Source organism: Micromonospora sp. NPDC048986, assembly GCF_040649335.1.
Taxonomy (GTDB): domain Bacteria; phylum Actinomycetota; class Actinomycetes; order Mycobacteriales; family Micromonosporaceae; genus Micromonospora; species Micromonospora alfalfae.
This window is the reverse complement of the sequence record NZ_JBEZFJ010000023.1, coordinates 35,655-52,206: the sequence shown is the minus strand read 5'-3', so window position 1 is coordinate 52,206 and position 16,552 is coordinate 35,655. Positions and strand designations below refer to the sequence as shown.

Below are 16,552 nucleotides of genomic sequence, written 5' to 3'. Positions count from 1 at the left end.
AGGCTGCCGGCATGCGACAGCCATCCGTCCGTTCGATCCGCCGCACCGTGCTGCTCTGCGCCGCGCTCCCGCTCGCACTGACCGCCCAGCTCTGCGGGCTTGCGGTGCTGGTAGCGGCGGTGCCCGGTCAACCACCGACCCCCACCGTGCCGGTAGCGGCCCTGGCCGTGCCGGTCGTCGACCCGGCGCCCGCCGGGCGGTTCCGCTGGCCTGTCGACGGGCCACCCCAGCCGGTCCGCCGGTTCGACCCGCCGCCGCGACAGTGGCTGCCTGGCCATCGCGGCGTCGACCTGGCCGCTCCCGCCGGAGCGGTGGTCCGCAGCGCCGGGCCGGGCACAGTGCTCTTCGCCGGTCTGGTGGCCGGTCGACCGGTGGTCACCGTGGGGCACGCCGACGGGCTGCGGACCACCCACGAGCCGGTCCAACCCGCCGTACGCCCCGGCCAGCCGGTCACCGCCGGCGCGCCGCTGGGCGAGCTGCTGCCCGGGCATCCGGGGTGCCCGGCCGAGGCGTGCCTGCACTGGGGCCTGCGCCGGGGCGAGGAATATCTCGACCCACTGGCCCTGCTCGGCCTCGGCCCGGTGCGGCTGCTCCCGGTGAGTCCGGTCCCGCTGTCCGCTCCCGGGCGTCCGGTCAGCGCTGGGCGAGCAGTGCCGGCAGCCGTGCGGCCAGCCGTTCGTACTCGTCGGCGGCGTTGTAGACCTGGCCGGTGAGCCGAAGCCACCCCCGGCCGTTCCAACTCATCACCGCCACCTCGGCGGCGAGCCGCTCACCGATGCGCGCCTGCAACGCCCGCGCCGCGTCGATCGTGGTGCCCGTGCCGGCCGGCAGTGGGATGAGGCGCAGCGCCACCCCCGGTCCGCCGGGCTCCGGCAGGTCGGCGTGGGCCACCCCCAGGGCATCCCCCACCACCCGCTGGCCGTACGCGGCGAGCGCGGCGTTGTGCGCCCGTACCCGGTCGACGCCGAGACTGCGCATGGTGAACAGGCCCGCCGGGGCGGCCAGCCAGGGCGTGTAGTCGAGCGTCGCCTGCCACTCGAGCCGGGCCGGGAAACCTGACTCCTGCTCCCACGACACCACCAGCGGCTCGATCCGGTCCCGCCACTGCGGCGCCACCGCCAGCAGGGCGGTCCCGCGCGGGGCGTACGCCCACTTGTGCAGGTTGCCCACCCAGAAGTCCGCGCCGATGCTGGCCACCGCCGTGGGCAGCATGCCCGGGGCGTGTGCGGCGTCCACCAGGACCGACACGCCGTGTTCGCGGGCCACCCCGACGATGGCGGCGGTCGGAAAGAGCTTGGCGGTGGCCGAGGTGAGCTGGTCGACGACGAGCAACCGGGTCCGCCCGGGGCGCAGGCCGGCGCGGATGCTCTGCACGATCTGCTCATCGGTGGCGGTCAGGGGGATCGGCAGGACCCGGCTGACAGCGCCGGTGCGGCGGCACTCGCGCTGGATCGCCAGGCTCACCGCCCCGTACCCGTGGTCGGTGCTCAGCACCTCGTCGCCGGCCTTGAGGCCAACCGACTGGAGCACCACTGCGACACCGGTGGTGGTGTTGCCCACCAGGGCGCTGCCGTCCGGGTCGGCGCCCAGGAACCCGGCGAGGTGCCGGCGGGTGTGCGCGATCCGGTCGACCAGCCCCTGGGTGAAGAAGCGCAGCGGGTTGCTCTCCATCTCGTCGCGCAGCCGCTGCTGGGCGCGCTGCACGCCGATCGGCACCGCGCCGAACGAGCCATGGTTGAGGTGGCTGACCGCCGGGTCCAGGGAGAAGAGCAGGCGGGCGCCCGGAATCGGCTCGGGAGGATTCGGGGCGCTCACGCGATGATCGTAACCGCCGTGCTCGTACGCCCCCGGGCCCTTGATCAGGCGCGGATGCGCGCTGTGGTCAGGCGCGCGGGTGGGCCTGCCGGTACGCGGCCCGCAGCCGCTCGACCGAGACGTGGGTGTAGATCTGGGTGCTCGCCAGCGACGAGTGGCCGAGCAGCTCCTGCACGGCGCGCAGGTCCGCGCCGCCCTCCAGCAGGTGGGTGGCGGCGGAGTGGCGCAGATCGTGCGGGCTGGTCCGGGGCAGCCCGGCGGTCTCCGCGTACGCACCGACGATCTGACGCGCGGTCGTCGGGTTGAGCCGACCACCCCGGGCGCCCAGCAGCAACGCGTCGCCGGAGCGGGGTCCCGCCATCGCCGGGCGGCCCCGGCGCAGCCAGTCGTCCAACGCCCGCTGGGCGGGCACCCCGTACGGCACCGAGCGCTCCCGCCCGCCCTTGCCGAACACCCGGATCACCCGCCGGCCGTGGTCGACATCCCCGACGTCCAACCCACACGCCTCGCTGACCCGTACGCCGGTGGCGTAGAGCAGCTCCAGCAGCACCCGGTCGCGTAGCGGCACCGCCTCGGTCTCCTCCGTCGCGCTCGGGGCGGGCCCGGCGGCTGGGTCGGTGGGCTCGGTGTCCCGGTGGGCTCCGTGCGTGCGCGCCTGATCCGTGTGCGTTGGGTCCGTGCGAGCCGGGTTCGGGTCTGCCGTGCTGAGGGGCGGTGCCTGCCGGTTCGGTGCCTCGACCAGGGCGGCGGCCTGGTCCGCGCGCAGCACGGTGGGCAGCTCCCGGTGGGCGCGAGGGCTGGCCAGCGCGGCGCCCACGTCGGCGGGGAGCAGCCCGGCCCGGTGTGCCCAGGCGCTGAACGCCCGCGCCGACGCGGCCCGGCGGGCCAACGACGTGCGGGCCGCACCAGTGGTGCGCTGCCGCGCCAGCCAACTGCGCAGCACCGACAGGTCCAGCTCGGCGAGGTCGACGCAGCCCATCCGGACGGCGTGGTCGAGCAGCGAGACCAGATCGGTGACGTACGCGCGGACGGTGTGCGCCGAGCGGTTACGGACCCGGGACAGGTGTTCGGCGAAGTCGTCGACAGCGTCGCGCAACGCTGGCGGGAGCGCCTGGTGCATGGCCCGGGTGCCCCGGTCCGGACGGCTCATCGTGGCCGCGCCGACGTGCCGGCCGGTTCCTCGGCCCCGGCACCCTCACTGACGGCTGACACGGCACCAGCCTACGGCCGGCCCGCCTCCGCCACCGGACACGACGGCACCGGTGTCCACCCCCGACTACCGGCGGTTGTCCTTCTTGACCAGGAACACGACCAAGCCGACAACGAGCACGGCGGTCACGACGAGACAGCAGAGCACGCTGATGTGCCACGGCTTGATTGCACCCATGACCGGGCACGGTACCGGCAGTATCGGCTGGCTGGGATCCCGACCGCGAGAGGGCACCGGCATCCGGACGACCACTCGGCCGGGCGGCGGTGACGCACCCGCTCAGGCAACAGGTCGACCGGACGTCTCCGCCGCCGCACGCTTCTGTTTGGCGGGTGCGGCGAGTGCGTAGCCGTCGCCGCGACGGACCACCATGGACAGCTCCTCCAGCAGCGACAGCTTGCGCAACGCGGTCCGGACGTCGACGCCGGCGCGCGCGGACAGCCGGTCCACTCCCATCGCGCCCCGGCGGGGCAGGGCCTCCAGCAGCGACAGCGCGTCGTCGTCCAGCGCGTCGGTGGCCCGCTGCGGTCCACGTGCCAGCGGGGCCAGGTCCGCGCCGATCCGACCTACCTCCTCCAACACGTGCGCGACCCCGGTGACCAGTCGGGCCTTGGACTGCTCGCGCAGGAACTCGTGGGCGCCGACGGACATCGCCGAGGTCACCGGCCCCGGCACCACCATGGCCACCCGACTGGCGTGGATGGCTCGCCGCGCGGTCTGCGTCGCGCCACTGCGCGCCGACGCCTCCACCACTACGGTGCCCCGGGTGCCTGCGGCGATCACCCGATTGCGGATCAGGAACCGGGGCCGCAGCGGCTCGGCTCCGGGCGGCCACTCGCTGAGCAGCAGCCCCGTCTCGGCGATCCGGTCGAAGAGCGCGGCGTTGCCCATCGGGTACGGACGGTCGAGCCCGCAGGCGAGCACCGCGACTGTCAGACCGCCAGCGGTGAGCGCGCCCCGGTGGGCGGCGGCGTCGATGCCGAACGCGCCACCGGACACGACAGTCCAGTCCCGCTCCGCCAAGCCGTACCCCAACTCGGTCGCGACGTGCTGCCCATAGGCGGTGGCCGCCCGCGCCCCGACCACTGCCACCGAACGGTCCAGAGCCTCGCCGAGCGGCCACCCGCCGCGTACCCAGAAGCAGAGCGGCGGGGCGGTCTCACAGTCCACCCGGCGGCTGACGTCCGGCAGCCGCATCGTGGCCAGGCTGGCGACCTGGGCCGGCCACTCCTCGTCGTCCGGCGTGACCAGCCGGGCACCCAGTCGGTCCGCCCGCTCCAGGGCCTCCGCGGCCACCGCCCGGGCGTCGCCGGCCGCCGAGCGTGCGGCGACAGTGGTGTGCAGCCAGCCGTCCGGACTGCCGCCGTCGAGCAGCAGAGCCAGGGTCTCCACCGGACCGTGTCGTTCGACAAGGTGATGCACAGCGCGCGTGCCCGGCTCCGCCAACCAGGTCAGGGCGACCCGGGCCAGCCTTCGTTCCTCCTCGGCGCTCACGCCGCCTCCCCCGTCCGCAGTTGAAGCGCTTCCCGGACGTCGTCCTGGTCAGGTCGGTCCCGACCGTCCAGATCAGCGATGGTCCAGGCCATCCGGATCACCCGGTCGAAGCCGCGCGCCGACAGCGAGCCGGAGTCGAGCCGGCCACGCAACTCCACGGTGACCCGGGCCGGCAGCCGCCACGGCGGTCGGCGCAGGTGGGGACCGTCCACCTCGGCGTTGAGCCGTCGGCCGAGGTCGGCCCAGCGGGCGGCGGCTGCCTGCCGGGCCGCCGCCACCCGGGCGGCGACAGTCGCCGAGGGCTCGACATCGCCGTCGGTCGCCATCAGCTCAGCCGCCCGGACCGGCATCAGCCGCACCTGGACGTCGATCCGGTCGAGCAGTGGCCCGGAGAGCCTTCCCAGGTAGCGGCGGCGCACCAGTGGCGAACACTCGCAGTGCGCGTCGCCAGCCGGTTTCGCGCACGGACAGGGGTTGGCCGCCAGCACCAACTGGGTCCGGGCCGGGTACACGGTGCCGCCCCCGCTGCGGCTCAGCTGGATGCGGCCGTGCTCCAGCGGCTGGCGCAGCGCCTCCAGCGCACCCTTGCTGAACTCGGGAGCCTCATCCAGGAAGAGGACCCCGCGATGCGCCAGCGACACCGCGCCGGGTCGGGCCAGCCCCGAGCCGCCCCCGACCAGCGACGGCACTGTCGCGGTGTGGTGCGGCGCCTGGAACGGCGGGCGACGCAGCAGCCGACCACCCGGCGGCAGCAGCCCGGCGACCGAGTGCAGCGCGGTGACCTCCAGCGCCGCGTCGTCGTCCAGCTCGGGCAGAATCGACGGCAGCCGTTCGGCGAGCATCGTCTTGCCGGCGCCCGGTGGGCCGAGCAGCGCCACGTGGTGCCCGCCGGCAGCGGCGACCTCCAAGGCGCGCCGACCCAGCTGCTGCCCGGCGACGTCGGCGAGATCCGGGCCACCGGCCGGCGGCTCCGGGATGTCCGCCGGTGGTTCGATGAGCGGGGTCCCGTCCCGAACGAAGGCGACGAGCCGGTGCAGGGTGTCCACCGCACGCACCCGTACCCCAGGGATGACGGCGGCCTCGGCGGCGTTGCCGACCGGGACGATCACCCGAGCGACGCCGGCCTGGGCTGCGGCGGCGACCATCGGGAGTACGCCGCGCACCGGCCGGACCGTCCCGTCGAGCCCCAGCTCGCCGAGGACCACCACCCCCTCCAGCGGGAGCAGCGGCAACTCACCCGAGCCGCCCAGCAGCGCCGCGGCGATGGCCAGATCGAAGGCCGACCCGAACTTCGGCAGCGTGGCGGGCAGCAGGTTGAGGGTGATCCGCCGGTTGGGCCAGCGCTGGCCGGAGTTGACCACTGCGGCGCGGACCCGGTCGCGGGCCTCGTGCAGGGCGGTGTCCGGCAGGCCGGAGATCACCACCGCCGGCAGGCCGGCGGCCAGGTCGGCCTCCACCTCGACGAGGTGGCCGGTCACCCCGACCAGCCCCACGCAGAGCACCTTGGCGTAGCTCACGGCGCGTCACCGATCCTCCGGGTACGCATGTCAGAACGCGCCCTTGAGGTGGTCGACCTGCGCCGGACCGGCATCCGGCAGCCGCACCGACAGCACGTCGAAGCGCACCTCCTGGGCGGTCGTACCGGTCTCGGTCAGCCACCTCGCGGCGAGCCCGCGCAGACGGCGGGCCTTGGCCGGCACCACCGCCTCGGCCGGGGTGCCGAAGGCCTCACCCCGTCGGGTCTTCACCTCGCAGAAGGCGAGCACGGGCCCGTCCCACGCGATGATGTCGATCTCCCCGGCCGGGCAGCGCCAGTTTCGGGCGATAGGGCGCAGCCCCGCCTCGGTCAGGTGCCGGGCCGCACATTGCTCGCCGTACGCGCCAACCGCCTGGTTCCGCTTCGTCATGGCCGGCACGGTGCCCGCCGGAGGGTGATCGCCGCGACCCGCCGGCGGCCCAACTGTGGACAACGGGCGTGCTGTGGACAGTCGGACGATCATGCCCACGGTGTGCTAGCGGCGTTCGAGGTCGGTAGCGCGCCGGCCGCGCTCCACCAACCGGGGGGCCATCATGATCAGGTGATGAGAAGTAGGTGTCAGAGCCACCGCTGACCTACTCTTCATCACTTGATCACGGTGCGCGCCCGCGCTACCTCGACGCGACTCCTGCCCCGCGAGCGGGGACCGGTGGCGCATGCCGGCCGGGCTGAAATGGCGCGGGCGTGGCCGGTCGCATACGGTGCCTGACGTGGACGGACGACGGAGTTTTCCGGAAGATCAGGAGTCGCGCTGGTACCCCGACGAGCGGGGTCGCGGTTACGGCGAGTCGGAGTGGCGCGGCGCGGGCGAATCGCGGTACCGGGACAGCGAGATCCCCGAGCAGCGTGGCGCGGAAGACGGCCGTTCCGTCGAGGACACCGGAGTCGGCCGCCGCCGCGAGCCGGACTCGGGACGCTTCGGCGCCGTCGACGCGAGCCGCTTCGGCGGTACGCCCGAGTCCGACTCGGGTCGACTGAGTGCGGCGGACGCGGGCCGCTTCGGCGGTACGCCCGAGTCCGACTCGGGTCGCCTGAGCGCGGTGGACGTGGGCCGTTTCGGTACGCCGGAGTCGGACTCCGGTCGCTTCGGCGTCCTGGACGATCAGACCGGTCGGTTCGGGGCGAGTGAGGCTGATTCGGGGCGTTTCGGCGCTGTCGACCCGTTGGGTGCCACCCGGCCGGAGGTGGACGGTTACCGGGCCACCCGATCGCGGCGGGCGGACCGGGACCCCTCGGAGACCTCTGGTGAGCTGCCCGGACGCCGGGCCGCCCGCGAGACGAGCACTGCGGGATCTCCGGTGACCGGCGCGGCACCTGACACCACCCGCGACAGCACGGCGACAGAGCCGGCCGGAGTGCTCGCTGACCAGGTTCGTCCCGCTCCGCTCGCCGGTTACCCGATCATTGAGCCGACCCGGGGTGGCGGCGACACGCCCCACCCGCTGGAGATGCCCACCGGCCCGATGCCCGGGATCGGCCCGCGACCCGACCTGCCCGCAGGTGAGCCGCCGGTGTATCCGCCGGCCGCCGACGGCGTCTATCGGACCCGCCGACCGGTGCTGGCCGTACTCTTCGCTCTGTTGGTGTTGGTCTTCGAGGTTCCCGCGTTGCGGGTGCTGCTGGCCGGCGTGACCGGCGACCCGGTGGACGCCGGGAACGTGGTGGCGGGTATCGCCCTGGTCGCCGGACTGCCGATCTTCGCGACCGGGCTGTACGGGCTCCGCACCGGAGGTCTGGCGCTCTCCGACAACGGTCGGGGCTGGCTGCGCCCACCGACGGCCTACCTGACCGTCGGCCTGGTGCTGTTCGTGACCGCCGCGCTCGCCGCCGGCTGACCCGACCGGCCCGCCAGCGGCCGGGTGCGCGCTGATGATTCGGACAACAACCAGGAAATAGTGGCCTCCGACGACGCGGAGGCCACTATTTCCACGAACCAGCGCGATCTTCCCGGCAGCGCCCGCGATCGCGCCGGCGCGCGAGCGAGCAAGCAACTCGCGCGAGCGAGCGGCGGAGCTGCACGCCACGCGCACCCCGGGGCGGCTGAACGGGTGAGGGGCGTACACTGGCCAACTGGCGACCGCCTCGTGCGGTCGACCTCGCGCGCCCTCTTCACGAATCGTCGTGGAGCGACGGCCTCCCTGGTCCCGATCTTGATCGGGTCCACCATGGGTCGGCGACCAGGCGCCAGGACGCCCGGCCACCGGCCGGGCGTGACAACCAGGGACCTTGAGGAGTACCCCAACCATGGCCGTCGTGACCATGCGTCAGCTGCTGGAGAGCGGTGTCCACTTCGGGCACCAGACCCGGCGCTGGAACCCGAAGATGAAGCGCTTCATCATGACCGAGCGCAACGGCATCTACATCATCGACCTGCGCCAGACCCTCGAGTACATCGAGAAGGCGTACGAGTTCGTGCGTGGGACCGTCGCCGAGGGTGGCAGCATCCTGTTCGTCGGCACCAAGAAGCAGGCCCAGGAGGCGATTGCCGAGCAGGCGACCCGGGTCGGCCAGCCGTACGTCAACCACCGCTGGCTCGGTGGCATGCTGACCAACTTCCAGACCGTTTACAAGCGGCTCCAGCGGATGAAGGAGCTGGAGGGCCTGGGTGACCTCAGCGGCACCGCCGCCGGTTACACCAAGAAGGAGACCCTGCAGCTCTCCCGCGAGAAGATCAAGCTGACCCGCACCCTCGGTGGCCTGCGGGACATGCAGAAGCTTCCCGCCGCGGTCTGGATCGTCGACACCAAGAAGGAGCACATCGCCGTCGACGAGGCCCGCAAGCTGGGCATCCCGGTGATCGCGGTGCTGGACACCAACTGTGACCCGGACGAGGTCGACTTCCCGATCCCGGGTAACGACGACGCGATCCGGTCGGCGGAGCTGCTGACCAAGGTCGTCGCCGCCGCCGTCGCGGATGGTCTGATCGCGCGCTCCGGCCGTCGCCGGGGCAACGACGAGAAGCCCGAGGGTGTCGCGAGCGACGAGCCGCTGACCGAGTGGGAGCGCGAGCTGCTTGAGCCGAAGAAGGCCGACGAGTCGGCCGCCCCGGCCGAGCAGCCCGCCGCTGCCGCCACCGAGCAGCCCGCCACCCCGGAGCAGCCGGCGCAGGCCGCCACCGAGCAGCCGGCGGCCGCGACCGCGGAGTGATCGCACCGTCGCTGCCCCGCCGTCCGTTTTCGCGAACGGCGGGCAGCGACGGTACGCCGGGCACGATCCGCCCGGATCCGGGTAACCGGCACCTCTGACCATCCACACGCCGTCTCAACACCGAAGAGAGAGCCATGTCCCAAATCACCGCCGCGGACGTCAAGAAGCTCCGCGACCTCACCGGCGCCGGCATGATGGACAGCAAGAAGGCGCTGACCGAGGCCGAGGGCGACTTCGACAAGGCCGTCGAGATCCTGCGCGTCAAGGGCGCCAAGGACGTCGGCAAGCGGGCCGGCCGTACGGCCGCGAACGGCCTGATCGCCCACGCCGGCAAGGCGCTGCTCGAGCTCAACTGCGAGACCGACTTCGTCGCCAAGACCGAGTCGTTCATCGCGCTGGGCCAGCAGCTGGTCGAGCACGGTGAGCGCGCTGGCGTGAACACCGCCGAGGAGCTGCTCGCCACCGAGCTCGACGGCAAGGTCGTCGCGGACCTGATCCAGGAGCAGTCCGCCAAGATCGGCGAGAAGCTGGTCCTCAACCGGTTCGCCCGGGTCGAGGGCACCACCGCCGTCTACCTGCACCGCAAGGCCCAGGACCTGCCGCCGGCGGTCGGTGTGCTGGTGTCGTACACCGGCAAGACCGACGAGGCCGGCGACGCCGACGCCCGTGGTGTGGCGATGCAGATCGCCGCGATGCGGCCGAAGTACCTCACCCGGGACGAGGTTCCGGCTGAGGTCGTCGAGTCCGAGCGGCGCATCGCCGAGCAGACCGCCCGTGAGGAGAACAAGCCCGAGGCGGCGCTGCCGAAGATCATCGAGGGTCGGGTCAACTCCTTCTTCAAGGACTTCGTCCTGATCGAGCAGTCGTCCGTCTCTGACAACAAGAAGTCGGTGAAGCAGCTGCTGGCCGAGGCCGGCATCGAGGTCACCCGCTTCGTGCGGTTCGAGGTCGGCCAGGCCTGAGCCGCCACCGGGCGCCACGCGCGCCCGTGGGCAGAAGACGTCAACGAGGAGGCCGCCGGTGTACGTGACAGGCACCGCGGCCTCCTCGTCACATAGGGTCGGCAGCGGCAGGTTCGCGGTACGCGCCGCACGGGGCGTGCGCGTGGGGAAGGGCGGGGCGGATGACGCAGGTTGTGAGTGACCGGACGCTGGAGCTGGACGATCCGACGGCACCGCCGCCGGGGCGTGCCCGCCGGGTGGTGCTGAAGCTCTCCGGTGAGGTCTTCGGTGGCGGCGCGATCGGCGTCGACCCGGACGTCGTCCAGGCCATCGCCCGGCAGATCGCCACAGTGGTCCGCCGCGGCGTGCAGGTCTCCGTGGTGGTCGGCGGAGGCAACTTCTTCCGCGGCGCGGAGCTGCAGAAGCGTGGGATGGACCGGGCCCGCGCCGACTACATGGGCATGCTCGGCACCGTGATGAACTGCCTCGCGCTCCAGGACTTCCTGGAGAAGGAGGGCATCGAGACCCGGGTGCAGAGCGCCATCACGATGGCCCAGGTCGCCGAGCCGTACATCCCGCTGCGGGCCATCCGGCACCTGGAGAAGGGCCGCGTGGTCATCTTCGGCGCCGGCGCCGGGATGCCGTACTTCTCCACTGACACGGTGGCCGCCCAGCGGGCGCTGGAGATCCGGGCCGACGTGGTGCTGATGAGCAAGAACGGCGTGGACGGCGTCTACACCGCCGACCCGCGGATCGATCCCACCGCCAGCAAGCTCGACTCGATCACCTTCTCCGAGGCGCTGCGCCGCAACCTGCGGGTGGCCGACGCGGCGGCGTTCAGCCTCTGCATGGAGAACGGCCTGCCGATGCTGGTCTTTGGCGCGCAGGGTGACGACACCATCATCCGCGCGGTGGGTGGCGACAAGATCGGCACCCTGATCACCGCCTGAACCCCGCCGACCGGCGGCGACGACAGCGGTCTGACGACTTTCAGCAGAGCCCACCACGAGCACAGAAGGAGGCGAGGAGACCGGTGATCGACGACACCCTCCTCGAGGCCGAGGAGAAGATGGAGCGTGCGGTTGAGCACGCCAAGGAGGAGTTCGGCGCCATCCGTACCGGTCGCGCCAACGCCGCCATGTTCTCCAAGGTCATCATCGACTACTACGGCACGCCCACGCCGCTGACGCAGATGGCGTCCATCGCGGTTCCCGAACCGCGGATGGCCATCATCAAGCCGTACGACAACTCGCAGATCAACGCGATGGAGAAGGCGATCCGCGACTCGGACCTCGGGGTCAACCCGAACAACGAGGGCAACCAGCTGCGCATCCTGCTCCCGCAGATGACCGAGGAACGCCGCCGCGACATGATCAAGGTGGCTCGGCACAAGGGCGAGGAGGCCAAGGTGGCGATCCGCAACGTCCGCCGCCGTGGCAAGGAAGAGCTGGACCGGATCGTCAAGGACGGCGAGGCCGGCGAGGACGACGGTCGCCGCGCCGAGAAGGAACTCGACGACCTGACCCAGCGGTACGTGGCCAGCATCGACGACCTGGTGAAGCACAAGGAAACCGAGCTGCTCGAGGTGTGACCCGTGCTCCGAGGCCCGTTCCCGACGTCGGGAGCGGGCCTCGTTGCATAGGTCAGCAGGGGATCCAGACGGTCCTGGTGCTCTCGGCGAACTGCTCGCCGGTGTCCGGGTCGCGCAGCGAGAAGTGGGCGGTGGCCCGGCCGGGGTGCAGCGCCGGAGCGATCCGGGCGAACGCCATCCCGAGTTCGACGGCGCCGCCGTCGCAGAGGATCTCGCCGGCGCCGTGGCCCCCGGTGGCCCAGAGGGTCGGCAGGCCGTCCTGCACCAGCGAGGCCGACATGAGGACGATGCCGGCCGGGCAGTTACTGGCGGTGGCGGTGACCGCTGCCGCCGGGTACGTCACTCCCGGTTCGCCGACGGGCGGCTCGAACGGGTACAGCTCGCTGGTGTGGCGGTCGATGGTGATCCTGGTCAGTGCCGTGGTGGCGGCGGCCGGTGACCCTGCCCCCAGGACCATGGCGGCCACCGTCAGCACCGCGAGACCGAACGTGTACATGTGAGTGCCCTTCCCCCGTTGCGGAGCGCGGGCTGGCGCCGGCGCGGCACCAGCGGGCCACGCCGGGCGGGTGCGCTCAGTACTCGATCGCGCACCGGACGAGTCGGATCGACGGCTGCGGATCGCCCGCGGTCTGCCGTACCGGATGGGTGTGCGTCGCTGGCCGGCGGGCCGGCGGCGCCGGGTGCCGTCCGTGGGCGTGCCTCGTCCGCCGTGCCGATCCGGCGTGTGCAGTAGGCTCGGCAGGATTCCCGGCCACCGGGTGGTGAACACCGGGGATCGACCGACCGTCGGGGCGGTCAATCGGAGGAACATCGCACGTGTAGGGGATGCTTGTGGTCTTGCGTCATGTGGTGGTTCTCGTGCCGCTTCGCGGTGCGTGATGTCCCACCCCGACCCCTACGGCAGCGAGCCTCGCGGCTGGGACCGGCCGGAGCGCCCGGTGGCGCTGCCCTGGCCGGACCAGGAGCTGGAGGCCGGCCAGTGGAGCCGCCGTCCGGCCGCCGGCCCTGAGCTGTACGCCGACCCGCACGCCCGGCCGTACGCCGACCCGCACCCTGCGGACCCGTACGACGAGCGTGGCCGCCCGGTCCGCCCGGACGACCGCTTCGACGACCGTGACCGGCGCGTCGACGACCGCAACCAGCCCGACCGGTACGACGACCGGGGGCGCGGTGACCGGTACGGCGACCGCACGTCCACCGGTCCGGAGGGTGCCCCGCCGCGCGGCGGTGTCCCGCGTTTCGACGAGCCTGGCAGGTACGGCGGCCCGGGACCGTTCGACCGGCCGGTCCGCCCTGACGACACCGATTACCCGACCGCGCAGCTGGCGCCCATCGGGGCCGAGATCGGGCCGGAGTTGGAGCCGACGGCCGAGCCGGAGCCGACCACCGGTCGACGGTCGAAGGGGCGACGTCGGGCCAGCCTCGACCGACCGGCCACCCAGCAGGTGGGCACCGGGCGGGCCGGGCGCAACCTTCCCGCGGCGATCGGGGTCGGGCTCGGCCTCGGCGCGTTGATCGTGGTGCCGCTGGTCTTCTATCCGTTGGCGTTCCTGCCGGTGATCGCCGCCGCGGTCGCCGTCGGCATCTGGGAGATGGCCCGCGCGGTACGACGCAGCGGTGCGCATCCGCCGCTGGTGCCACTGATCGCCGGCGGCGTGTTGACAGTGGGTTTGGCCTGGTACGCCGGCCCGGACGCGCTCAGCCTGGGGCTGCTGGTCACAGTGCTGGGCACCATGATCTGGCGGTTGGGTGACGGGCCGGCCGGCTTCCAGCGGGATCTCACCGCGGCCACCCTGATCGCCGTCTACGTGCCGTTCCTCGCCGGTTTCGCGGCGTTGCTGGCGGCGGCCCCCGGCGACGGTCACCTGCGCATCCTGGCCACGCTGATCGGGGTGGTCCTCTCCGACACCGGTGGGTACGCGGCCGGGGTCTCCTTCGGCCGTCACCCGATGGCCCCGTCGATCAGCCCGAAGAAGTCCTGGGAGGGCTTCGCCGGCTCGGTCACCGCGGCGGCCCTGGGTGGGGCGTTGCTGCTGTGGCTGATGTTCGAGGTGGCGCCCTGGTGGGGCGCGCTGTTCGGGGTGGCCGTCTCCTGCGCGGCGGTCCTCGGCGACCTGGCCGAGTCGATGATCAAGCGGGATCTCGGCGTGAAGGACATGAGCAACCTGTTGCCCGGCCACGGCGGTCTGATGGACCGGCTGGACTCGATCCTGTTCGCCGTGCCCACGGCCTACCTGCTGTTGGCGGTCTTCGTGCCGGTGGTGGGCTGAGGTATGAATCACGGCGACCTGGTCATCCGGCTGTGGTGGTCGCGGCCCGTTCGACACCTCCGGAGCGGCAGCCGCCGCCGGCGGCGTGACACACTGGACCAGCCATGACGAGCCTGCCCTTGATCCCCGCCATCTCGGTCGCCCCCGCCGCGCGCCGGGCCTCCATGCCCCCTCAGCACCTCGCTGACCTGGACCTGGCCGGCCGCCAGGCGTTGGTCACCGGGCTGGGGGAGCCGGCCTTCCGCGCCAAGCAGGTCTCCAACCACTACTTCGGGCGGTTGGTCCGCGACCCGCAGGCGATGACCGATCTGCCAGCGGCGACCCGGGAGCGGCTGGCCGACCAGTTGCTGCCGACGTTGCTCAACCCGGTGCGCGAGCTGGCCTGCGATGACGGCGCGACCCGCAAGGCGCTCTGGCGGCTGCACGACGGTGCGCTGGTGGAGAGCGTGCTGATGGGTTATCCGGACCGGGTGACCGTCTGCATCTCCAGCCAGGCGGGTTGCGGCATGGCCTGTCCGTTCTGCGCGACCGGCCAGGCCGGGTTGACCCGCAACCTGTCGACGGCGGAGATCGTCGACCAGGCGGTGTACATGGCCGGGGTGGCGGCCTCCGGCGTGGTCGCCGGTTCCCCGCCGAGGCTGTCGCGCGTCGTCTTCATGGGCATGGGCGAGCCGCTGGCCAACTACAACCGGGTGATCGCGGCGATCCGTCGGCTGGTCAGCCCGGCACCGGAGGGGCTCGGTCTGTCCCAGCGGCACATCACCGTTTCCACTGTCGGCCTGGTTCCGGCTATCCACCGACTGGCCAGCGAAGACCTCTCAGTGACCCTTGCGTTGTCGTTGCACGCGCCCGATGATGATCTGCGCGACGAACTCGTGCCGGTAAACCAGCGCTGGAAGGTAGCCGAGGTGCTGGACGCAGCGTGGGACTACGCCGCCCGGACGGGCCGCCGCGTGTCGATCGAGTACGCGATGATCAAGGACGTGAACGACCAGCCGTGGCGAGCCGACCTGCTCGGGCGGCTGCTGGCCGGCAAATTGGCCCACGTGAACCTCATTCCGCTCAATCCGACGCCGGGCAGCCGCTGGGACGCGAGCCCGAAGCCGGTCGAGCGGGAGTTCGTCCGGCGGTTGCGCGACGCCGGGGTGTCCACCACAGTTCGGGACACCCGAGGTCGCGAGATCGACGGCGCGTGTGGCCAGCTTGCCGCCGCCGAAGACAACGACACCAACACCGACCGCGCCGGAGAGGCACCGGCGTGACCGGGCGTGGCGAACGAGACCAGGAGACATAGTGGCGAGTCAGGGTCAGCGTTTCCGGCGCAAGGCGCTCCGCCGGGGATACAAGGTCGACGAGGTGGATGCCTTCCTCGACCGGGTCGAGGCGACGCTCGACGGCCGACAGGTCGGTGCCCCGGTGGCCTCCCAGGAGGTTCATGACGTCGTCTTCCGGGTCCGCTTCAACGGCTACGACGAGTGGCAGGTCGACCTGCACCTGGACCGGGTCGAGCGGCAGCTGGCCGAGCTGGAGGAGCGCAACAGCGCCGGGCGCGGTGGCGACCCCCGGATGGGTGACCGGATGGGCCCACCGGACCGGATGGGTCCGCCGATGCGTGATGACCGGGGCATGGTCCCGCAGCCGATGCCGCCCCGGCCGATGCCCGCGCAGGCCGGCCCGCCCTACGGGCGCTACGACGAGCCGACCGGTGCCTTCGCCGGTGGGTACGACGCCCCCCGCGGCGGTGGTTACGACGCGCCACGTGGCCCGGCCGGCCCCCCGATGGGCCCCGGTGGCCAGATGGGCCCCGGCCCGATGGGTGGCCACGGCATGCCGCAGCGCGGCCTGCCCGCCGGTCCCAGCGGGTACGGCCCGCCGGACGACCAGCGCTCACCCGGTGGCTACGGTCCGGATGATCAGCGCGGCGGGTACGGCGCCGACGACCAGCGCGCGCCCGGTGGTTATCCGCCGCCGCCGGAGGAGCCGCGCTTCGACGGCTTCGAGGCCGGGCGGCACGGTCGCGCCGACATGACGGCCGAGATCCGGATGCCGGAGCGGGATCTGCGCGACATGCGCCGTGGTCCGGCCGGTCCGCCTCCGCTGCCGCAGCAGGGCATGGGTGGCCCCCCGATGGCCGGTCCGCCCGCGGTGGCCGGCCCCCCGATGGGCGGCCCGCCGATGGGTGGTCCGCCGATGGGTGGTCCGCCGATGGCCGGTCCGCCCGGCAGCGACCTGTACCGGGTCGACCAGATCCGTCGTAGCTTCCAGGTGCGCCGGTTCGGCAGCGGGTACGACCCCGACCAGGTGGACCGGTTCTTCGACACCCTGCTCGGTGGCATGCAGCGCCGCAACCCGATGCCTGTCGACCCGAAGGACCTGGACACGCTCCGGTTCGGCCTGGTGCCGGGTGGCTACTTCGAGGCCGAGGTCGACGCCGCGCTCAAGGACGTGCAGGACATCCTCTTCGGGCGCTGACCCCGACGCGATACGGACGAGGGCCCGTCCCCCGGGTGGGGGCGGGCCCTCGGCGTACGTCGGCCGGTCGTCCGG

General features: G+C 72.7%; 15 protein-coding genes. 9 read left to right on the top strand and 6 right to left on the bottom strand.

The window, feature by feature from the left end:
* Nucleotides 1-11 precede the first annotated feature (11 nt).
* Nucleotides 12-713 carry a M23 family metallopeptidase gene (locus AB0B94_RS32275; protein ID WP_357289481.1) on the top strand — a complete coding sequence of 234 codons (702 nt, stop codon included), beginning with the start codon at nt 12-14 and terminating at the stop codon, nt 711-713.
* On the opposite strand, the gene AB0B94_RS32270 is transcribed toward AB0B94_RS32275, so the two are convergent.
* The 5 genes from AB0B94_RS32270 to AB0B94_RS32250 all read right to left on the bottom strand — a co-directional run bounded on the left by AB0B94_RS32270 (nt 634) and on the right by AB0B94_RS32250 (nt 6,426).
* The gene (locus AB0B94_RS32270) at nt 634-1,815 is read right to left on the bottom strand and encodes an aminotransferase class V-fold PLP-dependent enzyme (RefSeq protein ID WP_357289477.1); all 1,182 of its coding nucleotides are present in this window, start codon (nt 1,813-1,815) and stop codon (nt 634-636) included. The two genes, AB0B94_RS32275 and AB0B94_RS32270, sit on opposite strands and share 80 nt — an antisense overlap.
* Nucleotides 1,816-1,882: 67 nt before the next feature.
* On the bottom strand, nt 1,883-2,965 hold the full coding sequence (locus tag AB0B94_RS32265; protein WP_357289475.1) for a tyrosine recombinase XerC: 1,083 nt from the start codon (nt 2,963-2,965) through the stop codon (nt 1,883-1,885).
* A gap of 339 nt (nt 2,966-3,304) precedes the next feature.
* Entirely contained in the window at nt 3,305-4,519 is a 1,215-nt protein-coding gene (gene dprA, locus AB0B94_RS32260; RefSeq protein ID WP_357289472.1) for a DNA-processing protein DprA, read from the bottom strand.
* Nucleotides 4,516-6,036 carry a YifB family Mg chelatase-like AAA ATPase gene (locus tag AB0B94_RS32255; protein ID WP_357289468.1) on the bottom strand — a complete coding sequence of 507 codons (1,521 nt, stop codon included), beginning with the start codon at nt 6,034-6,036 and terminating at the stop codon, nt 4,516-4,518. The genes dprA and AB0B94_RS32255 overlap by 4 nt, the downstream gene beginning before the upstream one ends.
* 30 nt (nt 6,037-6,066) lie before the next feature.
* On the bottom strand, nt 6,067-6,426 hold the full coding sequence (locus AB0B94_RS32250) for a YraN family protein (RefSeq protein ID WP_357289465.1): 360 nt from the start codon (nt 6,424-6,426) through the stop codon (nt 6,067-6,069).
* A 340-nt stretch (nt 6,427-6,766) separates the two neighbouring features.
* Between AB0B94_RS32250 and AB0B94_RS32245 the strand changes: the two genes are divergently transcribed.
* The 5 genes from AB0B94_RS32245 to frr all read left to right on the top strand — a co-directional run bounded on the left by AB0B94_RS32245 (nt 6,767) and on the right by frr (nt 11,735).
* Nucleotides 6,767-7,891, top strand: coding sequence for a hypothetical protein (locus AB0B94_RS32245; protein ID WP_357289462.1), 1,125 nt, complete (start codon nt 6,767-6,769; stop codon nt 7,889-7,891).
* A 409-nt stretch (nt 7,892-8,300) separates the two neighbouring features.
* A complete protein-coding gene (gene rpsB, locus AB0B94_RS32240) occupies nt 8,301-9,203 on the top strand; it encodes a 30S ribosomal protein S2 (protein WP_357289459.1) in 903 nt (300 codons plus the stop codon).
* A gap of 134 nt (nt 9,204-9,337) precedes the next feature.
* Nucleotides 9,338-10,165, top strand: a complete 828-nt coding sequence (gene tsf / locus AB0B94_RS32235; RefSeq protein ID WP_357289456.1) for a translation elongation factor Ts — start codon at nt 9,338-9,340, stop codon at nt 10,163-10,165.
* 161 nt (nt 10,166-10,326) lie between these two features.
* Complete coding sequence (gene pyrH / locus AB0B94_RS32230) at nt 10,327-11,094, top strand: UMP kinase (RefSeq protein WP_030487501.1); 768 nt, start codon at nt 10,327-10,329, stop codon at nt 11,092-11,094.
* 83 nt (nt 11,095-11,177) lie between these two features.
* Nucleotides 11,178-11,735 carry a ribosome recycling factor gene (frr, locus tag AB0B94_RS32225; protein WP_088946658.1) on the top strand — a complete coding sequence of 186 codons (558 nt, stop codon included), beginning with the start codon at nt 11,178-11,180 and terminating at the stop codon, nt 11,733-11,735.
* A gap of 52 nt (nt 11,736-11,787) precedes the next feature.
* Here frr and AB0B94_RS32220 read toward each other — a convergent pair whose 3' ends face one another.
* Entirely contained in the window at nt 11,788-12,231 is a 444-nt protein-coding gene (locus tag AB0B94_RS32220) for a hypothetical protein (RefSeq protein WP_357289451.1), read from the bottom strand.
* Between the two features lie 382 nt (nt 12,232-12,613).
* On the opposite strand from AB0B94_RS32220, the gene AB0B94_RS32215 reads away from it, so the two are divergent.
* The 3 genes from AB0B94_RS32215 to AB0B94_RS32205 all read left to right on the top strand — a co-directional run bounded on the left by AB0B94_RS32215 (nt 12,614) and on the right by AB0B94_RS32205 (nt 16,477).
* Nucleotides 12,614-14,005, top strand: coding sequence for a phosphatidate cytidylyltransferase (locus tag AB0B94_RS32215; RefSeq protein ID WP_357289447.1), 1,392 nt, complete (start codon nt 12,614-12,616; stop codon nt 14,003-14,005).
* 104 nt (nt 14,006-14,109) lie between these two features.
* Nucleotides 14,110-15,267 carry a 23S rRNA (adenine(2503)-C(2))-methyltransferase RlmN gene (gene rlmN / locus AB0B94_RS32210; protein WP_091400305.1) on the top strand — a complete coding sequence of 386 codons (1,158 nt, stop codon included), beginning with the start codon at nt 14,110-14,112 and terminating at the stop codon, nt 15,265-15,267.
* 31 nt (nt 15,268-15,298) lie between these two features.
* Entirely contained in the window at nt 15,299-16,477 is a 1,179-nt protein-coding gene (locus tag AB0B94_RS32205; protein ID WP_357289442.1) for a DivIVA domain-containing protein, read from the top strand.
* Nucleotides 16,478-16,552: the final 75 nt, after the last annotated feature.

Bases quoted from the DNA above. Each gene is read 5' to 3' on its own strand.
- AB0B94_RS32275 (WP_357289481.1), top strand. From the start codon at position 12: ATGCGACAGCCATCCGTCCGTTCGATCCGCCGCACCGTGCTGCTCTGC.
- AB0B94_RS32265 (WP_357289475.1), bottom strand. From the start codon at position 2,965: ATGAGCCGTCCGGACCGGGGCACCCGGGCCATGCACCAGGCGCTCCCG.
- AB0B94_RS32250 (WP_357289465.1), bottom strand. From the start codon at position 6,426: ATGACGAAGCGGAACCAGGCGGTTGGCGCGTACGGCGAGCAATGTGCG.
- rpsB (WP_357289459.1), top strand. From the start codon at position 8,301: ATGGCCGTCGTGACCATGCGTCAGCTGCTGGAGAGCGGTGTCCACTTC.
- tsf (WP_357289456.1), top strand. From the start codon at position 9,338: ATGTCCCAAATCACCGCCGCGGACGTCAAGAAGCTCCGCGACCTCACC.
- pyrH (WP_030487501.1), top strand. From the start codon at position 10,327: ATGACGCAGGTTGTGAGTGACCGGACGCTGGAGCTGGACGATCCGACG.
- AB0B94_RS32220 (WP_357289451.1), bottom strand. From the start codon at position 12,231: ATGTACACGTTCGGTCTCGCGGTGCTGACGGTGGCCGCCATGGTCCTG.
- AB0B94_RS32215 (WP_357289447.1), top strand. From the start codon at position 12,614: ATGTCCCACCCCGACCCCTACGGCAGCGAGCCTCGCGGCTGGGACCGG.
- rlmN (WP_091400305.1), top strand. From the start codon at position 14,110: ATGACGAGCCTGCCCTTGATCCCCGCCATCTCGGTCGCCCCCGCCGCG.